The organism is Arthrobacter terricola, from assembly GCF_004354015.1.
GTDB classification, from domain to species: Bacteria; Actinomycetota; Actinomycetes; order Actinomycetales; family Micrococcaceae; genus Arthrobacter; species Arthrobacter terricola.
In genome coordinates, this window is sequence record NZ_SMRU01000004.1 from 48,652 (window position 1) to 63,019 (window position 14,368).

The window sequence follows — 14,368 nt, forward strand, 5'->3', positions numbered from 1 at the left end:
ACAGCACGCCGGGCTCATGCAATTCAAAATCTTGACGTTCGTCATGAAAGTGATATCTTTGAAGTATGGAAAACCACACTCCGGGTTCCGGCACTTCCCCGACGTCCGCCGAACTCGACGCCGCAGATCCCCTCGCCGCGCAGCGAGCGGCTTTCTACTCTCCTGACGAAGGGGAACTGGCGGCGTACCTGGACGGCAATTCGCTTGGCCGCCCCCTCAAGGCCACAGCCTCGAACCTCGCCTCCTTTGTGCAGGACGCCTGGGGAAGCCGGCTGATCCGCGGCTGGGACGAACAATGGATGGACGAACCCACCGTGGTCGGAGACCGCATCGGCGAGGTCACCCTGGGGGCGGCAGCGGGCCAAGTCACGGTGGGCGACTCAACCTCCGTGATGCTCTACAAGCTCATCCGCGCCGCAGTCGACGCACAACCAGGCCGCGACGAAATCGTCGTGGACCGGGACAACTTCCCCACCGACCGCTTCATCATCGAAGGTATCGCCGCCGAAAAAGGCGCGTCCATCGTGTGGGTCTCCGCCAATCCTGCCAGCGGAGTCCGCACCGGCGACCTGGAGGGACTCGTCGGCGAACGCACCGCCGTCGTCGTGCTCAGCCATGTTGCGTACCGCTCGGGCTTCCTCGCGGACGCAAGGGCGATCACGGCGATGGTCAAGGACGCGGGCGCGCTCATGCTCTGGGACCTCTGCCACTCCGTGGGCTCAGTGCCCCTGGAGCTGGACGAGTGGGGCGTGGACCTCGCAGTGGGTTGCACCTACAAATACCTCAACGGCGGCCCGGGCTCGCCGGCCTTTGCCTACGTGAATGCCTCGCAGCAGGGCCGTCTGCGGCAGCCTATCTGGGGCTGGATGGGGGCGGACAACCCCTTCGGCATGACGGAAAGCTACAAACCGGCCACGGGTATCCGGAGCTTCATCACGGGAACGCCGCCGGTACTGGCGATGCAACCGCTCAAGGACATGGTGGAATTGATCGCGTCCGTAGGCATGGAGGCAGTGCGGGAGAAATCCATCAGACTCACCGAACACGCGATCTCCCTGGCGGATGAGCTGCTGGTCCCGCTGGGCGTCGAAATCGCGAGCCCGCGTGACCCGGCAGAACGCGGCTCCCACATCACGGTTGACCATCCCTTGTTCGGCCAAGTCACCACGGTTCTTTGGGAACGTGGCGTCATTCCGGACTTCCGTCCGCCGCACGGCCTGCGGATCGGGCTGTCGCCGCTGAGCACGGGATACGGTGAACTCGAACTGGGCATGACCGCCATCCGCGATGCCCTCGCCGAACTCTTGTGAGTGCCGTCCTCGATGACATGGACTCCCGTCCGGGGAGCACCACATCGTTGCTCCGGACGGTAATCGGCCTGTACCTGCGTGACGCCGGCGGATGGATGCCCACGAAGCACCTCGTCGTCCTCATGGAGGCGCTCGGCGTCGCCCCGGCAATCACGCGGACTGCATTGTCGCGGCTGAAGAAGAAGGGCGTGGTCGTCCCGCAGGTGCGCCAGGGCACGGCCGGCTTCGTGCTCACGGACGGCGCCGCCGCCATGCTCGCCCGCGGCGACCGCCGTATCTTCAATCCGCGCTTGATGTCCGCGGGCGACCGCTGGTGCCTTGTCTCGTTTTCCATACCGGAGAAGGAACGGGAAAAGCGGCACCAGTTGCGCCGCAGGCTGCATTGGGTCGGGTGCGGGATGGTCGCGGCAGGACTGTGGATCAGCCCGGACTTCCTGCGGGACGAGGTTGAAGAGATCCTCGAAGACCTCGGTTTGCGCGGCATGGCCACCATGTTTACCGCGGACACTCCGCAGGTCGGAGGCAGCCTGCGCGAGGCCGCGGCCGCTTGGTGGGACCTTGACGCCGTGGCGGAACTGCATCGCGATTTCATCCGCCAATACGGCGGGTTTGCGTCCAACCAGGATGCTTCGGTCGAAGTCTCCGCCGAAACCTTCGCCACGTTCGTGCGGTGCATCGACCACTGGCGGACCATTCCGTATCTTGATCCCGGTTTGCCGCCGGAGTTCCTCCCGACGGACTGGCCCGGCGCGGAAGGGACCAGTGTCTTCCGACGGATCGTTTCCTCATCCTCGCAGCCAAGCAAGGAATTTGTCCGCTCGGTAGCGGGCAACTAGTACGTGATGCCCCGGGAGACCAGGAGTAGTCTGGATTCGTAAGCTTCCCGACGGCGGTTGGTTTGCGAGGTTGCCATGAAACGTGCGTGGATGCGTTGGTTGCCGGCGGCGCTGGTTCCCGTTGCCTTTACGGCCGCGGCGTTGGCTGGTTCCTACCAGGCGGGTGCAGCGACGAGCCTGCCGCACAAGTCACCGGCGGATGTCATCGCCATGATGGGCCACGCCAATGTGCAGGCCTTGTCCGGCACGCTCCAGCAGACTTCCGACCTCGGTCTTCCGAGCCTCCCAACCACGGGACCGGCCGCCACGCAGGGTCCAGCCTCCACGCTCGAGCTATTGACTGGTTCGCACACTGCCCGCGTCTACATGGACGGGCCCTCGAAAGCCCGGTTCCAGGTCATGGACCTCCTAGCGGAACGTGACCTGGTCCGCAACGGGAACGACGTCTGGCTATACAACTCGGCTGACAACAGCGCGGCCCACGTGACGCTTCCGGCCCGGCAGTCCGCGGAAAGGACGCTTCCGTCCGCTCCGGCAACACCGGGAATGACCACTCCCGAGGCCCTTGCGCAGCGCTTCCTCGCCGCCGTCGAACCCAGCACCGATGTGACTGTGGGCGATGGAACCATGGTGGCCGGGCGCACCGCGTATCCGCTCGTCATCGCCCCGAAGAGCAACGGAACGCTCGTGGAGTCGGTGACGATCGCCGTCGACTCCGCGACAGGACTCCCCCTGAGCGTGGACGTCCGGGCACGCGGCCAGGCCGCTTCGGCGTTCTCGCTCGCGTTCACGGAGGTGAACCTGTCGGCGCCTGACGTCGGGCTGTTCGCGTTCACGCCGCCTCCCGGTGCCGCCGTCGAGCAAAAGTCGCTTCCAGCGGTTCCCGCGCAAAAAGCGATGCCAATGGTGCCGGGCGCGTCCGGTAAGGCCCTCCCGGTCCATCCGACGATCACAGGCAGCGGATGGGACGCCGTCATGGCATTCCCGGCGGGAGCGATGCCTAGCCAGGCCAGGACCGCACCGTTGCTGTCCCAGCTGACGCAAGCCGTTCCGGGCGGTCGCGCACTGACCACCAGTTTGGTGACGGTTCTCATGCTCGACGACGGCCGCGTTTTCGCGGGGATGGTGCCACTTGAGCGGCTGCAGGCTGTGGCCGCCGCGAAATGACGGAAGCTACCCTGCCGGCTGAACTGGCGATAGAAACCCGTAACCTGAGCAAGCGCTTCGGCCACCGAGCCGCAGTCGACGACGTCCACCTCGCCGTGCCGCGTGGCTCCGTCTTTGGCTTCCTCGGACCGAACGGGTCCGGCAAGACAACCACCATCCGCCTCCTGCTAGGGCTGGCGGGCGCGACGACGGGCAGCATCCGGGTGCTCGGCGGGGACGTGCCCGGCCAGCTCTCCGCCGTCCTGCCCCGCGTGGGCGCCTTGGTGGAAGGACCAGCGTTCTACCCTTTTCTTTCCGGCGCCGCGAACCTGCGGCGGTTGGACAGCGCTGATCCCCACGCCCCGGCGAAATCCAGGGCGGCACGTATCGACGAAGCGCTGGAGAGAGTGGGCCTGACCCACGCCGCGGACAAAAAGGTCCGCGCGTACTCGCTCGGCATGAAACAGCGGCTGGGGATTGCCCATGCCCTGATGCGGCCGAGGGAACTCCTCGTGCTGGATGAACCCACCAATGGACTCGACCCCCAGGGCACGCGGGAAGTGCGAAGCCTCGTGCGGTCCCTGGCTGCCGGAGGAACCACCGTTTTCGTGTCCAGCCATCTGCTGGCCGAGGTGGAGCAAATGTGCACCCATGTGGGGGTGATGAGCACCGGCAGGCTCGTGGCACAAGGCACGCTGCGCGAACTTCGGGCGGACGGGACGGCGACGATCCGGCTGCAGACGCCGGACATCGAAACGGCGATCCGCGTCCTGGCCGGGCTGGGCCTGCAGTCCGAACTTTCGACGACAGGCCCCGGCTCCGATGGCCTAAACCTGGTCAGCACCGGACCGTCCAGCTTGCAACTGGCTCCAGAAACCGTGGTGGCGGCACTCGTGGCCGGGGGCGTGCGGGTCAGGGGTTTCGGCGTCGAAAACGCCTCATTGGAAGAGCGCTTCGTCTCTTTGACAGGAGAAGGCTTTGATGTTGCCGGCTGAAGCCAATCCCCCAGTAACGATCCCGCGGCTGACGGCACCGCGACCGACGAGCCCGTGGGCACTCCTGGCCTCGGAGCTCGCGGTGTTGTTCGGACGGCTGCGGACGTGGGCCCTGTTGCTGGCACTCGCCGCGATCCCGCTCCTCATTGCCGCGGCGGTCAAGCTCAGTTCCCATCCGGTAGCCCCGGGCCGCGGCCCGCCCTTCCTGGACCGCATCACCCAGAACGGGCTCTTCGTCGGCGTGACTGCGATGGTGGTTTCCGTACCCCTTTTCCTGCCGCTGACCATCGGCGTCGTGGCGGGAGACACGATCGCCGGCGAGGCGAACCTCGGCACGCTCAGGTACCTGCTCGCGGCGCCTGCCGGCCGGGTCCGCTTGCTGCTCGTCAAGTACGCGGCCGCGGCCGCATTTTGCTTGGCAGCGACCCTGACCGTGGCCGCCGCCGGTGCGCTGGCCGGCGTCGTGCTCTTTCCCATAGGCCCGGCGACGCTGCTGTCCGGGGACACTATCGACGTCGGCGAATCCGTGGTGCGGTTGCTGCTGATCGCCGCGTACGTCACGGTGTCCCTCTTGGGGCTGTCGGCCGTGGGGCTCGCCATTTCCACGTTCACGGACGTGCCGGTCGGAGCCATGGCGGCCACTATCGTATTGTCTGTGGCGTCCCAAGTCATGGACAATCTCCCGCAACTGGACTGGCTGCATCCGTGGCTGTTCAGCCATTACTGGCTCAATTTCGCCGATCTGTTGCGCCAGCCGATTTCCTGGGCCGACTTCGGCAACAATGCCATCCTGCAAGCGGGGTACATCCTGGCAGGTGGCGCCGTGGCTTTCGGCAAGTTCACGGGCAAGGATGTCCTGTCCTGAACAGCAGGCTGCCGTAAGCTCGAGGGATGGCGAGATTCTTTGATGTCCACCCCGAGGACCCCCAACCGCGGGCCATTGCCCAAGTAGTCAACATCGTGCGGTCCGGCGGGCTGATCGCGTACCCCACCGATTCCTGCTACGCACTCGGCGCACAGTTGGGCAACAAGGAGGCCTTGGACCGCATCCGCTCCATCCGGCGACTCGACGACAAGCACCACTTCACATTGGTCTGCAAGGATTTCGCCCAGCTGGGGCAATTCGTGATGATCGACAACGACGTCTTCCGGAGCATCAAGGCCGTCACTCCCGGTAGCTACACCTTCATCCTGCCCGCCACCAAGGAAGTTCCGCGCCGCCTCCTGCATCCGAAGAAGAAGACGGTGGGCGTCCGGATTCCGGACCACAACGTCGTCCACGCCCTCCTGGCCGAGCTAGGTGAGCCGCTTCTCTCCAGCACATTGCTCCTGCCCGACGAGGAAGAACCGTTGACCCAAGGTTGGGAAATCAAGGAGCGCCTGGACAACGTGGTGGATGCCGTGATCGATTCGGGCGACACCGGCGCGGAACCCACTACCGTGGTGGACTTTTCCAGCGGCACGCCGGAAGTGGTGCGGCGCGGGACCGGCGACCCCTCGCGATTCGAGTGACCGTGCGGCCCGAAGAATCCCGTATCGCCATTGATGTGGACGGGACGCAGATCTCCGCCATCTACGCCCGGCCGGAAAGGCCGTTCGCTACCCTCGTGCTTGCGCACGGTGCCGGCGCGGGCATGGAGCACCCCTTCCTCGGCGGCCTCGCCCAGGCGTTGAACGACGACGGCGTAGCCACCTTGCGCTTCAACTTCCCCTACCGTGAAGCCGGCAGAAAGTTCCCCGACCGGCCGCCCGCGGCGATCGCCGCCTGGAAAGCGGTCATGAATGAGGCGGCAGCACGTTCCGACGGAGAGCCACTTTGGGCTGCGGGCAAGTCCTTCGGGGGCAGGATGGCATCCATGGCGGTAGCTGAGGGAATGCCGGCCGCCGGACTCGTCTACCTCGGATATCCCCTGCATCCGCCAGGGAAGCCGGACAAGCTCCGCGACGAGCATCTCTACGGGCTCACGCTTCCCATGCTCTTCCTGCAAGGAACCCGGGACACTTTCGCAACGCCGGAACTGCTGGAAGGCGTCATTGCCCGGATCGGGCCTTCGGCCACCATCGGCTGGCGGGAAGGCGGCGACCATTCCTTTGCCCGCAAGGGAGTCAAGGAGGGCGCCGGATCAGTGGGGGCTTCGTTGGCCCCTGAAGTGTCGGCGTTCCTCCGCGCGAACAGCTAGCGTCACGCCCTCGCTGCAGCGACCGCAATGCCCGGCGGGAGTGGTTCGTGCCTCAAGTACTCCCGCCGGAAACGGCCGCCGCCGGCGGTCAATCCCCGCAGCACGATCGCATACCTCAGTAACTCCTGTTCCGGCACTTCGGCGCTGATTTCCGTGTTTTCCCCGCCCACCGACGTCGTTCCCGTCACCTTGCCGCGGCGGGAGGAAAGGTCGCTCATGACGGCCCCCACGTGGTCGTCGGCGACGAGTACGGTGACGGCGGATATTGGTTCGAGAAGTTGGATGTTGCTCGCAGCAGCGGCTTCGCGGAGCGCCAGCGCTCCGGCGGCCTGGAATGCGGCATCCGAAGAATCCACGCTGTGCGTCTTGCCGCCCACCAAGGTCACCCTGATGTCCACCACGGGGAAGCCTGCCCGGACTCCCTTGTTCATCTGGGAACGGACGCCTTTTTCGACGGAGACGACGTACGTGCCGGGGATGACTCCGCCGACGATCTTGTCGACGAACTCGAAACCGGCCCCACGTTCAAGCGGCTCCACTTCGATATCGCAAATGGCGTATTGGCCATGGCCGCCTGATTGCTTGACGTAGCGCCCGTGGCCGGCTGCTTGGGCGGCGAAGGTCTCCCTGAGGGGTGTGACGACGTCGACCGTCTGGAGTTTCACGCCTTGCTCACGCAGGCGGTCCAGGACTGCCTCCGAGTGCGCCTCCCCCATGCACCACAGGACCAATTGGTGGGTCTCCGCGTTGCGTTCCACCCGGAGCGTCGGATCGCCGGCGGCGACTTTGGCGAGGCTCTTGGACAGGGCGTCCTCGTCGCCGTGCGAAGCGGCCTCGACCGCCACGGGCATCAATGGCTCGGGCATGTCCCAGGTTTCCACCAGCAAGGGGGCCTCGCGTGCCGAGACAGTATCGCCCGTTTCGGCACTCGCCACTTTGGCCAGCGCGCAGATGTCTCCCGCCACGGCAAACGGCACCGGGCGGAGGTTGGCTCCCAAGGGCGAATAGAGATGCGTGATCCGCTCATCGCTGTCGTGGTCCGGGTGTCCGCGATCCGCCAATCCATGGCCGCCCACGTGGACGGCCGAGTCCTCGCGGAGCGTCCCGGAGAACAGGCGGACCAAGCAGACTCGGCCTAGGAAGGAGTCAACGGTGGTCCGGACTACCTCTCCGGCGATCGGACCGTCGGGATCGCACGTTAGGGGTGCGACGGGGTTGCCGGTGAGGTCGGTGGCAGGTGGAAGGCTCCGCTCCGCCGGCGAAGGGAAGGCGCGGGTCAGGACTTCAAGCAGTTCGGCGGTGCCAAGCCCTGTAGTGGAGGATGCGGCGATGACCGGGAAGAACGTACCGCGGACGATAGCCGTTTCCAGGTCCTCGATGAGGGTATCCACGGAGACGTCCTCGCCTTCGAGGTAACGGTCCATCAGGGTCTCGTCTTCGCTCTCGGAGATGATACCTTCGATGAGCTCGCCGCGTTGCTGCTCGGACGAAGCTAGTTCGGCGGCCTCCGCCGGGCGGGTCGAGGGACGTGGCTCGCCCGCCGAATATTCCGAAACGGATCCGGACAGCAAACCGAGCAATCCCGTGACACTGCCCCCGGCACGAACCGGCAAGTAGAGAGGGAGGACGGAGTCGCCGAAAGAGTGCCGGCACTCGGCCAGGACGGCATCGAAGTCCGCCCGGGGATGGTCCAGGCGGCTGATCACAACGGCCCTCGGCATGCCGACCCGTTCGCATTCGCCCCACAAAGCGATCGTCCCGGCGTCGACGCCGTCAACAGCGGAAACCACAAACAGCGCCGCATCCGCCGCCCTCAGTCCAGCACGCAGTTCGCCCATGAAATCCGCGTAGCCAGGCGTGTCCAGGAGGTTCACTTTGATGTCGTCGAAAACCAGGGGCGCTGCGGACAACCCCGTGGAGCGCTGCTGGTGGACTGCGGTCGCCTCCGAATCGCCCACTGTGGTGCCTTCCACGATCGATCCCATGCGGGATACGACGCCGGTGGCATACAGGAGCGATTCGAGCAGCATGGTCTTCCCGGCACCCGAACGTCCGATCAGCACTACGTTGCGGATATTCTCCGGCCGATCGGCAGATGCCGCCGATGCGTCCGCACGTCGAAGGTCGGGATTGACCCTGTTCGGCCCCTTCACCGACATGAGCACCTCCTGGAGTCGCTTTGCAACCGATTCCACACCCTGGGGCGACGGACGGCAAGGGGTCAAGGCAGACTCGACAGAAACCAGGGACCCGGCCAGGGTGCGTGGTTCGGTGCACACCAAGGCTCAGATGAGCATGCTCCACACCAGGCGAACAGACAGGGCAGCGCTCGTGGCGATGACCGTGGCGAAGCCAAAGAGCCACAACCACGACGGAACGCCGGTGGATCGGGAAAGGATGAATGCGTCCGACGACGCCAGGCGGTTGCGGCGCCGGGTATGGACGGCAGCCACCTTGCACCAGTCCCGCACCGCTCCGACTTCCAGCGCCATTCCAAGGCCCAGCACGACGTGGCTCACCGTGGCGGCGTTTGCGAAGACCAGAAGCAGCTGGGCAATCGCGGCGCAGCAAACGGCCACGAAGATGCCGGCGAACCCCCTCAGGAAGACCAGTGCCACCAGCAACACCAGCGCGCCGATAGACATCGCAGCACCGGAGTGGCCGGCTGAGACAGACCAGATGAGTGCCAGCCCGACTACCGCGGGACTCGGATATCCCCAGAACCCGGACCAGATCGCGCCGAACCTACCGCGGCCGCTGCTAAGCAGCTGCCCTGAATGGTCCAGCCCGATCCTCAGTCCGTGAACCACCCTTCCCGTCATCAGCGCAGCGAAGGCGTGCCCGAGCTCGTGGATAAACGTCACATAGAGGCCGAACCATCGCCACGTCTGCCGCGGACCGCTCAGCAGGACCGCGGCAATGAGTATGCCGAGGACAACAGGAGTAGAGATGGGAGGAAGCTGCGTAGTGCTGAAGCCACTGATTACGGCGTGCCACCAGTTTGCCGCAAGGTCAGCTGGCCCCGGATCCAAATTCGTCACCGTGGCATCCTAAAGGGACAGCCTGTGAATCCGTGCCAGCATCACATCTTCCGCTTAATCTTGGCCGTTGCCGGCGCCGTCCAGGGATCTTCGGGCCAAGGGTGTTTCGGGTACCGGCCCCGCATTTCCGCACGGACCTGGGCGTAGGGTCCGGACCAGAACGACGCCAGGTCGTCCGTCACGGCCAAGGGTCGGCGCGCGGGCGAAAGCAGGTGGAACAGGACGGGCACCCGCCCTCCCGCCACCCGCGGGGTTTCGGACCAGCCGAAGCACTCCTGCAGCTTCACCGCGACCACCGGCCGCCCGCCGTCGTCCGCTGCGTCCGGGTAGTCGATGCGCACGCGCGAACCGCTCGGCACCTCAAGCGACTCAGGGGCCAGCTCGCCGAGGTTCGCGGCTTCGGGCCACGGGAGCAGCCGGCGCAGCGGCTCGGCAAGGTCGATGCCCCGCGCGGGAGTTCCGCTCGCCAGGGCGTCGACTTCGGGACCGAGCCACGTGTCGAGGCTGGACAGCAGCGCCGCTTCTGAGACGTCGGGCCACGGATCGCCGATTTCCCTGTGCAGGATGGCAAGCCGCCGTCGCAACCCGTCCGCCGCCGTCGACCATCCGATCATCCCCAGTCCTTCGGAAGCCAGTCCGCGGGCTACCGCCCTGCGCCCGTCCTCGGCCGACGCACGCACTGGCGTCGAAGACAAGACGATCGCCCCGAGCCGGCGTTCCTTGCGGGCCGTGACGCGGCCTTGGAGGAACTCCGCCTCCACCGATTCGCGGATGAGGTGGTTGGCGGCCGCTTCCGCGGACTCCGGGTCCAACGGGGCTGCCGATCGGATCACTGCGCCCGTGCCTGCGGCGTCGCGCCCGTCCGAGCGCGATACCTCCCCAACCGCAAGCCACTCGTGTCCGCTGAGCGTGCTTCCGAACGGGAGCCCCGCCCGCGTCCCGGAACTGAGAAGGTAGCGTTCCGGCCCCGCGCCGGGAACACGCCTTGCCACACGGTCCGGGAACGCAAGCGCGACGACGTAACCAAGGGATTCGGACGGACTCGCCGGATGCGGTACCTTCGCCGTCGCTTCGAGGGAGCGCCCGACGCCGGATCCGGCCTGCCGTACGATTCCCTCCAAGCGCCGTGCCTCCTCTGACCAGCGCCGGCTTGCGGGGTCCTTGCCTGGGCGGAGCGCCGCCAGGAGTCGGGTGAGGTCGGCTCCCGGTGCCCGCTGGTCCCCCGCGACGAGGGCCACGGCTTCGGCGGCCGTCCGGAGACCGACGGCGCCGGCTCCGTCCAGCACTGCGCGGGCCAGTCGCGGATCGGCGGGAATCCGCGCCAGTGCCTTCCCCAGTTCGCTCGCGTGGCCGCCATCCGAGATCGCGCCCAGTTCACTGAGGACTTCGACGGCGTCATCCATTGCTGCCGCGGGCGGCGCGTCAGGCAGTGCGAGGCCGGCCCCTCGCGGGGATCCCCAGCACGCGAGGATGAGTGCCGCGCTTGTGAGGTCGGCTACCGCGATTTCCGGTGTGGGATGTGCCGGTGCAGCGGCGAACGCCTTTTGCTCGTAACAGCGGACCACCCGTCCCGGGCCTTGCCGCGCCGCGCGTCCCGCGCGCTGCTCCGCAGATGCACGGGAACACGAAACGGTCACCAATCCCGACATGCCCCGCCCAGCGTCACGCCGCACCTCGCGGGAGAGCCCGGAGTCGATGACGAGCCGTACTCCGGGGACGGTGAGCGAGGACTCCGCCAGCGCCGTCGACACGATGATGCGGGGCGGTCCGCCAGGCTCGCGGCCGGACACTGCCCTGTCTTGTTCCGCAGGGCTGGCCTGGCCGTGGAGCTCGAGGACTTCCGCGTCGATCCTGCCGCGGAGACGGGAAGCTGTCAGGGATACTTCCCGGGCACCAGGCACGAACACCAGGGCGTCAATGTCCGGATTGCCCGTGAGCATTTCCGCATGCGCCGCCGCGGCTGTGTCTGCGACGTGCTCGAGGAAGGCCGTCGTGACGCCGCGCCCGTCCACGCGCGGCACGGCCGCCGGTGCCCAGTCCACCTCCAAGGGGTGGAGGGCGGAAGGACAGTCGACGACGGCGGCTGGATTCCCGCCGTCGAACGCTGCTCCCTGGCTTGCACTTGCACCGTCAGCTCCGCCGATGAGGGCCGCGAACCGCGGGGCGTCAAGGGTGGCGGACATAGCCACCAGGGTGAGGTCGTTCCGTAATTCGCGGACCTCTATGAGCATTCCGAGCAGCAGGTCTGTTTCGAGCCCGCGTTCGTGGACTTCGTCCAGGATCACCGCGTGGGTGCCTTCGAGGCCGGGGTCGTCGAGCAAGCGGCGAAGGAGGATTCCGGGAGTGACGAACTCGACAATCGTCCCCGTGCCCGCCTTCCGTTCTCCCCGGACGGTATAGCCGACGCGCCCGCCAAGGGTTCCGCCGTCGAGGGCCGCGAGCCGACGCGCCGCCGATCGCGCGGCGACCCTGCGCGGCTGCGTCACCACAACGCGCGGAAGCTCACCTTCGGGAATAGTGCGGGCCGCGAGATTCGCCAGGAGGGGCGGAACAAGAGTCGTCTTGCCGGTTCCCGGAGGAGCTTGCACGACGGCGGCGCCCGCGGCTCCCGGAGAAGCGGCGAGGGCTGCGGCGAGGACCTCCAACGAATCCCGAAACACCAGGCCGGCACCGATCGACTCAAGGTCAAAAGGTCGGTAGCCGGGCCAGGCGTCACGTGTGGTGTCAGTGGGGTTCACCCCTCCATTCTCCCTAGCCGCGGGACACGCAGAGGACGATGGACTGCGTAACGGATCGGGAGGAGGATTAATGTGCAGTCGCTGGAAGGAGGTCTGTGATGTGCTACGGGTACTACAAGGATTACCGGCGGGAAACAAAGACGGAAACGAAGCCGGAACCCGAGGAACGCCCTGAGCCCAAGGTGGAGGTAAAGGACTTTACGTTCTGGCCCTTCCCTCGCCGCCACCGTGAGTTCACGAACGATCCCGAGCCTGTTATCGACCGGACCCGCGAGAGGGTCTAAGCAGGAAATATGAAAGGAATGCCCCAGGAGGGGCGTTCCTTTCGTTTGCGGACCTCCAAAGCCAGTAGCCTTGGGAACAGCATGAGCGAAGGAGGAAGACCATGACCGACCCCCGCCGGCGCCGTTCTCCCGCCTTCCTTCGCCGCGTGGGGCTGTTCGCGACTTTGTTGTCCGTCGTCGCCGGCATCCTGGGGATGCACGTCCTGTCCCCCGGCCACGGCACCCATACCGTAGGCACCGGGCACGGCATCATCGCGCATGCCGACCACCACGAACAGACCGCCATGGCCGGTCACTCCTGCGAAAGTCCAGGTACGTGCACCGCTATGTCAGCAGGCGCCGGCACCTGCGTTCCTGCGCCGAGCCATACCACTTTGGCCGCGCCCCTGCCGGGCGTCCTTGCTTTCGTGACCGAACCGGCAGGCTCGATGGCTGCCGGGATTTCGCGTTACCCGCACCGTCCGGAGAGTCCTTCCCCGGGCGATCTCTGCATCAGTCGCACGTAAATTGCTCCCCGCACCGGTCCTGCCGATCCGGTGCAGCAGATTTCGCCACCACGCGCGCATTCGCGGGCTTTGCCGTGAGCGTCCCATGCCCATGCGCGCTCCATGCAGCCGCGACCTGCCGGCTGATGATTGAAGGACTACACACATGAAGAAAAACGTGACTTTCACTGCCGTTGCCCTTGCCGCCGCGATCGGACTTGCCGGTTGTGCAAGCGGTAGCGACAGCAACAACGAAGGCGCCATGTCCGGTATGAACCACCAAGGCACGTCGGCAGCCGCATCCCCGACTGCCTCCGCAACCGCCTCAGGACCGGCGGCTTCGACTGACCGCAACGCGGCCGACGTCGCCTTCGCGCAAATGATGATCCCGCACCATACCCAGGCCGTCCACATGAGCGACGTGGTTCTCGCAAAGAAAGACATCCCGCTCCAAGTCTCTGAACTGGCTAACAGAATCAAGGCCGCGCAGGGCCCGGAAATCGAAAAGATGCAGGGTTGGCTGAAGGCCTGGAACCAACCGGCGGAGATGGCGGGAAGCCATGACATGGACGGGATGATGAGCGATAGCGACATGAAAGCGTTGGATGCCGCCCAAGGTGCAGCGGCGGCGAAGCTGTACCTCACCCAAATGATCGCCCATCACGAAGGGGCAGTCGCCATGGCCAAGGCGGAAATCAAGGGCGGCACGAACGCGGATGCCCTGGCGCTCGGCAAGGACATCGTGTCCGCGCAACAAGCGGAGATTGCCGAAATGCAGGGGCTGCTGAAAACCCTCTAGGGATTAAACAGGGGCGCTTAGGGGTTAACAGAGCCTCTAGGAATTAAACAGAGCGCGCCGGCCTGCTGTGGTTTTCACCGCAGCAGGCCGGCGCACACGGAACAAGCAGGCTCAAGCGAGGGCGTCCGCGGGATCCTCCGTAGCCAGCAGTACGGCTTCGGCCACATCCTCGCGGAGGTGGTAGTCCCTGGCTTCGACTGGATAGAGGGAGCCACTGACGACGTAGTAGCCCCGGCCTTCTCCCGGACCTCCAGCGGCCGTATCGATCGCGTCGATCAAGTCGGAGTCAAGGGATCGTTCCCTGCCGGATTCACGTAATCGCGCGAGTTCTTCGGCCTCGAGCCGGCTGATCAATCCCGGAATATCGCACATGGAGGCACCGTCCTGTCGGTCCGTCGGAAAGGTTTGCGCCGTCGCCCCAGCCGTTGGTGCATGCCAAGAAGATTAAGCCCGGGCATGGTGCGTGGCAAGGGACAAATGGTTAAAAACCCGATCATGAAGTCATCAAGCGAAGCCGACCGCGAACTCACGCGGTGACCCCGATTAACATGCTC

At 66.0% G+C, this 14,368-nt stretch carries 13 protein-coding genes; 9 read left to right on the plus strand and 4 right to left on the minus strand.

The genetic code is table 11. The features are described 5' to 3' along the window. The first annotated feature begins 65 nt into the window (after window positions 1-65). From E1809_RS04380 to E1809_RS04410, 7 genes are all read left to right on the plus strand, one after another. Window positions 66-1,310 carry a kynureninase gene (locus E1809_RS04380; RefSeq protein ID WP_133203016.1) on the plus strand — a complete coding sequence of 415 codons (1,245 nt, stop codon included), beginning with the start codon at window positions 66-68 and terminating at the stop codon, window positions 1,308-1,310. Next, window positions 1,307-2,146 carry a PaaX family transcriptional regulator gene (locus E1809_RS04385; RefSeq protein ID WP_133203017.1) on the plus strand — a complete coding sequence of 280 codons (840 nt, stop codon included), beginning with the start codon at window positions 1,307-1,309 and terminating at the stop codon, window positions 2,144-2,146. Before E1809_RS04380 ends, E1809_RS04385 begins: the two co-directional genes overlap by 4 nt. A 90-nt stretch (window positions 2,147-2,236) precedes the next feature. After that, window positions 2,237-3,313, plus strand: coding sequence for a LolA-like protein (locus E1809_RS04390; RefSeq protein WP_235835431.1), 1,077 nt, complete (start codon window positions 2,237-2,239; stop codon window positions 3,311-3,313). Further along, window positions 3,310-4,287 carry an ABC transporter ATP-binding protein gene (locus tag E1809_RS04395; protein ID WP_133203019.1) on the plus strand — a complete coding sequence of 326 codons (978 nt, stop codon included), beginning with the start codon at window positions 3,310-3,312 and terminating at the stop codon, window positions 4,285-4,287. Before E1809_RS04390 ends, E1809_RS04395 begins: the two co-directional genes overlap by 4 nt. Beyond that, on the plus strand, window positions 4,274-5,152 hold the full coding sequence (locus tag E1809_RS04400; protein ID WP_133203020.1) for an ABC transporter permease: 879 nt from the start codon (window positions 4,274-4,276) through the stop codon (window positions 5,150-5,152). Before E1809_RS04395 ends, E1809_RS04400 begins: the two co-directional genes overlap by 14 nt. A gap of 26 nt (window positions 5,153-5,178) precedes the next feature. Then, entirely contained in the window at window positions 5,179-5,799 is a 621-nt protein-coding gene (locus E1809_RS04405; protein WP_133203021.1) for an L-threonylcarbamoyladenylate synthase, read from the plus strand. Window positions 5,800-5,801: 2 nt separating this feature from the next. Next, window positions 5,802-6,467, plus strand: coding sequence for an alpha/beta hydrolase family protein (locus E1809_RS04410; protein WP_133203022.1), 666 nt, complete (start codon window positions 5,802-5,804; stop codon window positions 6,465-6,467). 2 nt (window positions 6,468-6,469) lie between these two features. Here E1809_RS04410 and E1809_RS04415 read toward each other — a convergent pair whose 3' ends face one another. The 3 genes from E1809_RS04415 to hrpB form a co-directional block, all read right to left on the minus strand. Next, window positions 6,470-8,626: an elongation factor G-like protein EF-G2 gene (locus E1809_RS04415; protein ID WP_133203023.1), complete on the minus strand. Its 2,157-nt coding sequence runs from the start codon at window positions 8,624-8,626 to the stop codon at window positions 6,470-6,472. 126 nt (window positions 8,627-8,752) lie between these two features. Then, a complete protein-coding gene (locus E1809_RS04420) occupies window positions 8,753-9,508 on the minus strand; it encodes a M50 family metallopeptidase (protein ID WP_235835432.1) in 756 nt (251 codons plus the stop codon). 41 nt (window positions 9,509-9,549) lie between these two features. After that, window positions 9,550-12,246, minus strand: coding sequence for an ATP-dependent helicase HrpB (gene hrpB / locus E1809_RS04425; RefSeq protein ID WP_205754093.1), 2,697 nt, complete (start codon window positions 12,244-12,246; stop codon window positions 9,550-9,552). Between the two features lie 385 nt (window positions 12,247-12,631). Between hrpB and E1809_RS04435 the strand changes: the two genes are divergently transcribed. Next, on the plus strand, window positions 12,632-13,036 hold the full coding sequence (locus E1809_RS04435; RefSeq protein ID WP_133203025.1) for a DUF6153 family protein: 405 nt from the start codon (window positions 12,632-12,634) through the stop codon (window positions 13,034-13,036). Window positions 13,037-13,181: 145 nt separating this feature from the next. Then, on the plus strand, window positions 13,182-13,814 hold the full coding sequence (locus E1809_RS04440; protein WP_133203026.1) for a DUF305 domain-containing protein: 633 nt from the start codon (window positions 13,182-13,184) through the stop codon (window positions 13,812-13,814). A gap of 111 nt (window positions 13,815-13,925) precedes the next feature. On the opposite strand, the gene E1809_RS04445 is transcribed toward E1809_RS04440, so the two are convergent. Continuing rightward, a complete protein-coding gene (locus tag E1809_RS04445; RefSeq protein WP_133203027.1) occupies window positions 13,926-14,186 on the minus strand; it encodes a hypothetical protein in 261 nt (86 codons plus the stop codon). Between the last annotated feature and the right edge of the window lie 182 nt (window positions 14,187-14,368).

Excerpts from the sequence above, each read along its gene's own strand:
- E1809_RS04395 (WP_133203019.1), top strand. The coding sequence starts at position 3,310 with ATGACGGAAGCTACCCTGCCGGCTGAACTGGCGATAGAAACCCGTAAC.
- E1809_RS04435 (WP_133203025.1), top strand. The coding sequence starts at position 12,632 with ATGACCGACCCCCGCCGGCGCCGTTCTCCCGCCTTCCTTCGCCGCGTG.
- E1809_RS04380 (WP_133203016.1), top strand. The coding sequence starts at position 66 with ATGGAAAACCACACTCCGGGTTCCGGCACTTCCCCGACGTCCGCCGAA.
- E1809_RS04405 (WP_133203021.1), top strand. The coding sequence starts at position 5,179 with ATGGCGAGATTCTTTGATGTCCACCCCGAGGACCCCCAACCGCGGGCC.
- E1809_RS04445 (WP_133203027.1), bottom strand. The coding sequence starts at position 14,186 with ATGTGCGATATTCCGGGATTGATCAGCCGGCTCGAGGCCGAAGAACTC.
- E1809_RS04415 (WP_133203023.1), bottom strand. The coding sequence starts at position 8,626 with ATGTCGGTGAAGGGGCCGAACAGGGTCAATCCCGACCTTCGACGTGCG.
- E1809_RS04400 (WP_133203020.1), top strand. The coding sequence starts at position 4,274 with ATGTTGCCGGCTGAAGCCAATCCCCCAGTAACGATCCCGCGGCTGACG.
- E1809_RS04390 (WP_235835431.1), top strand. The coding sequence starts at position 2,237 with ATGCGTTGGTTGCCGGCGGCGCTGGTTCCCGTTGCCTTTACGGCCGCG.
- E1809_RS04440 (WP_133203026.1), top strand. The coding sequence starts at position 13,182 with ATGAAGAAAAACGTGACTTTCACTGCCGTTGCCCTTGCCGCCGCGATC.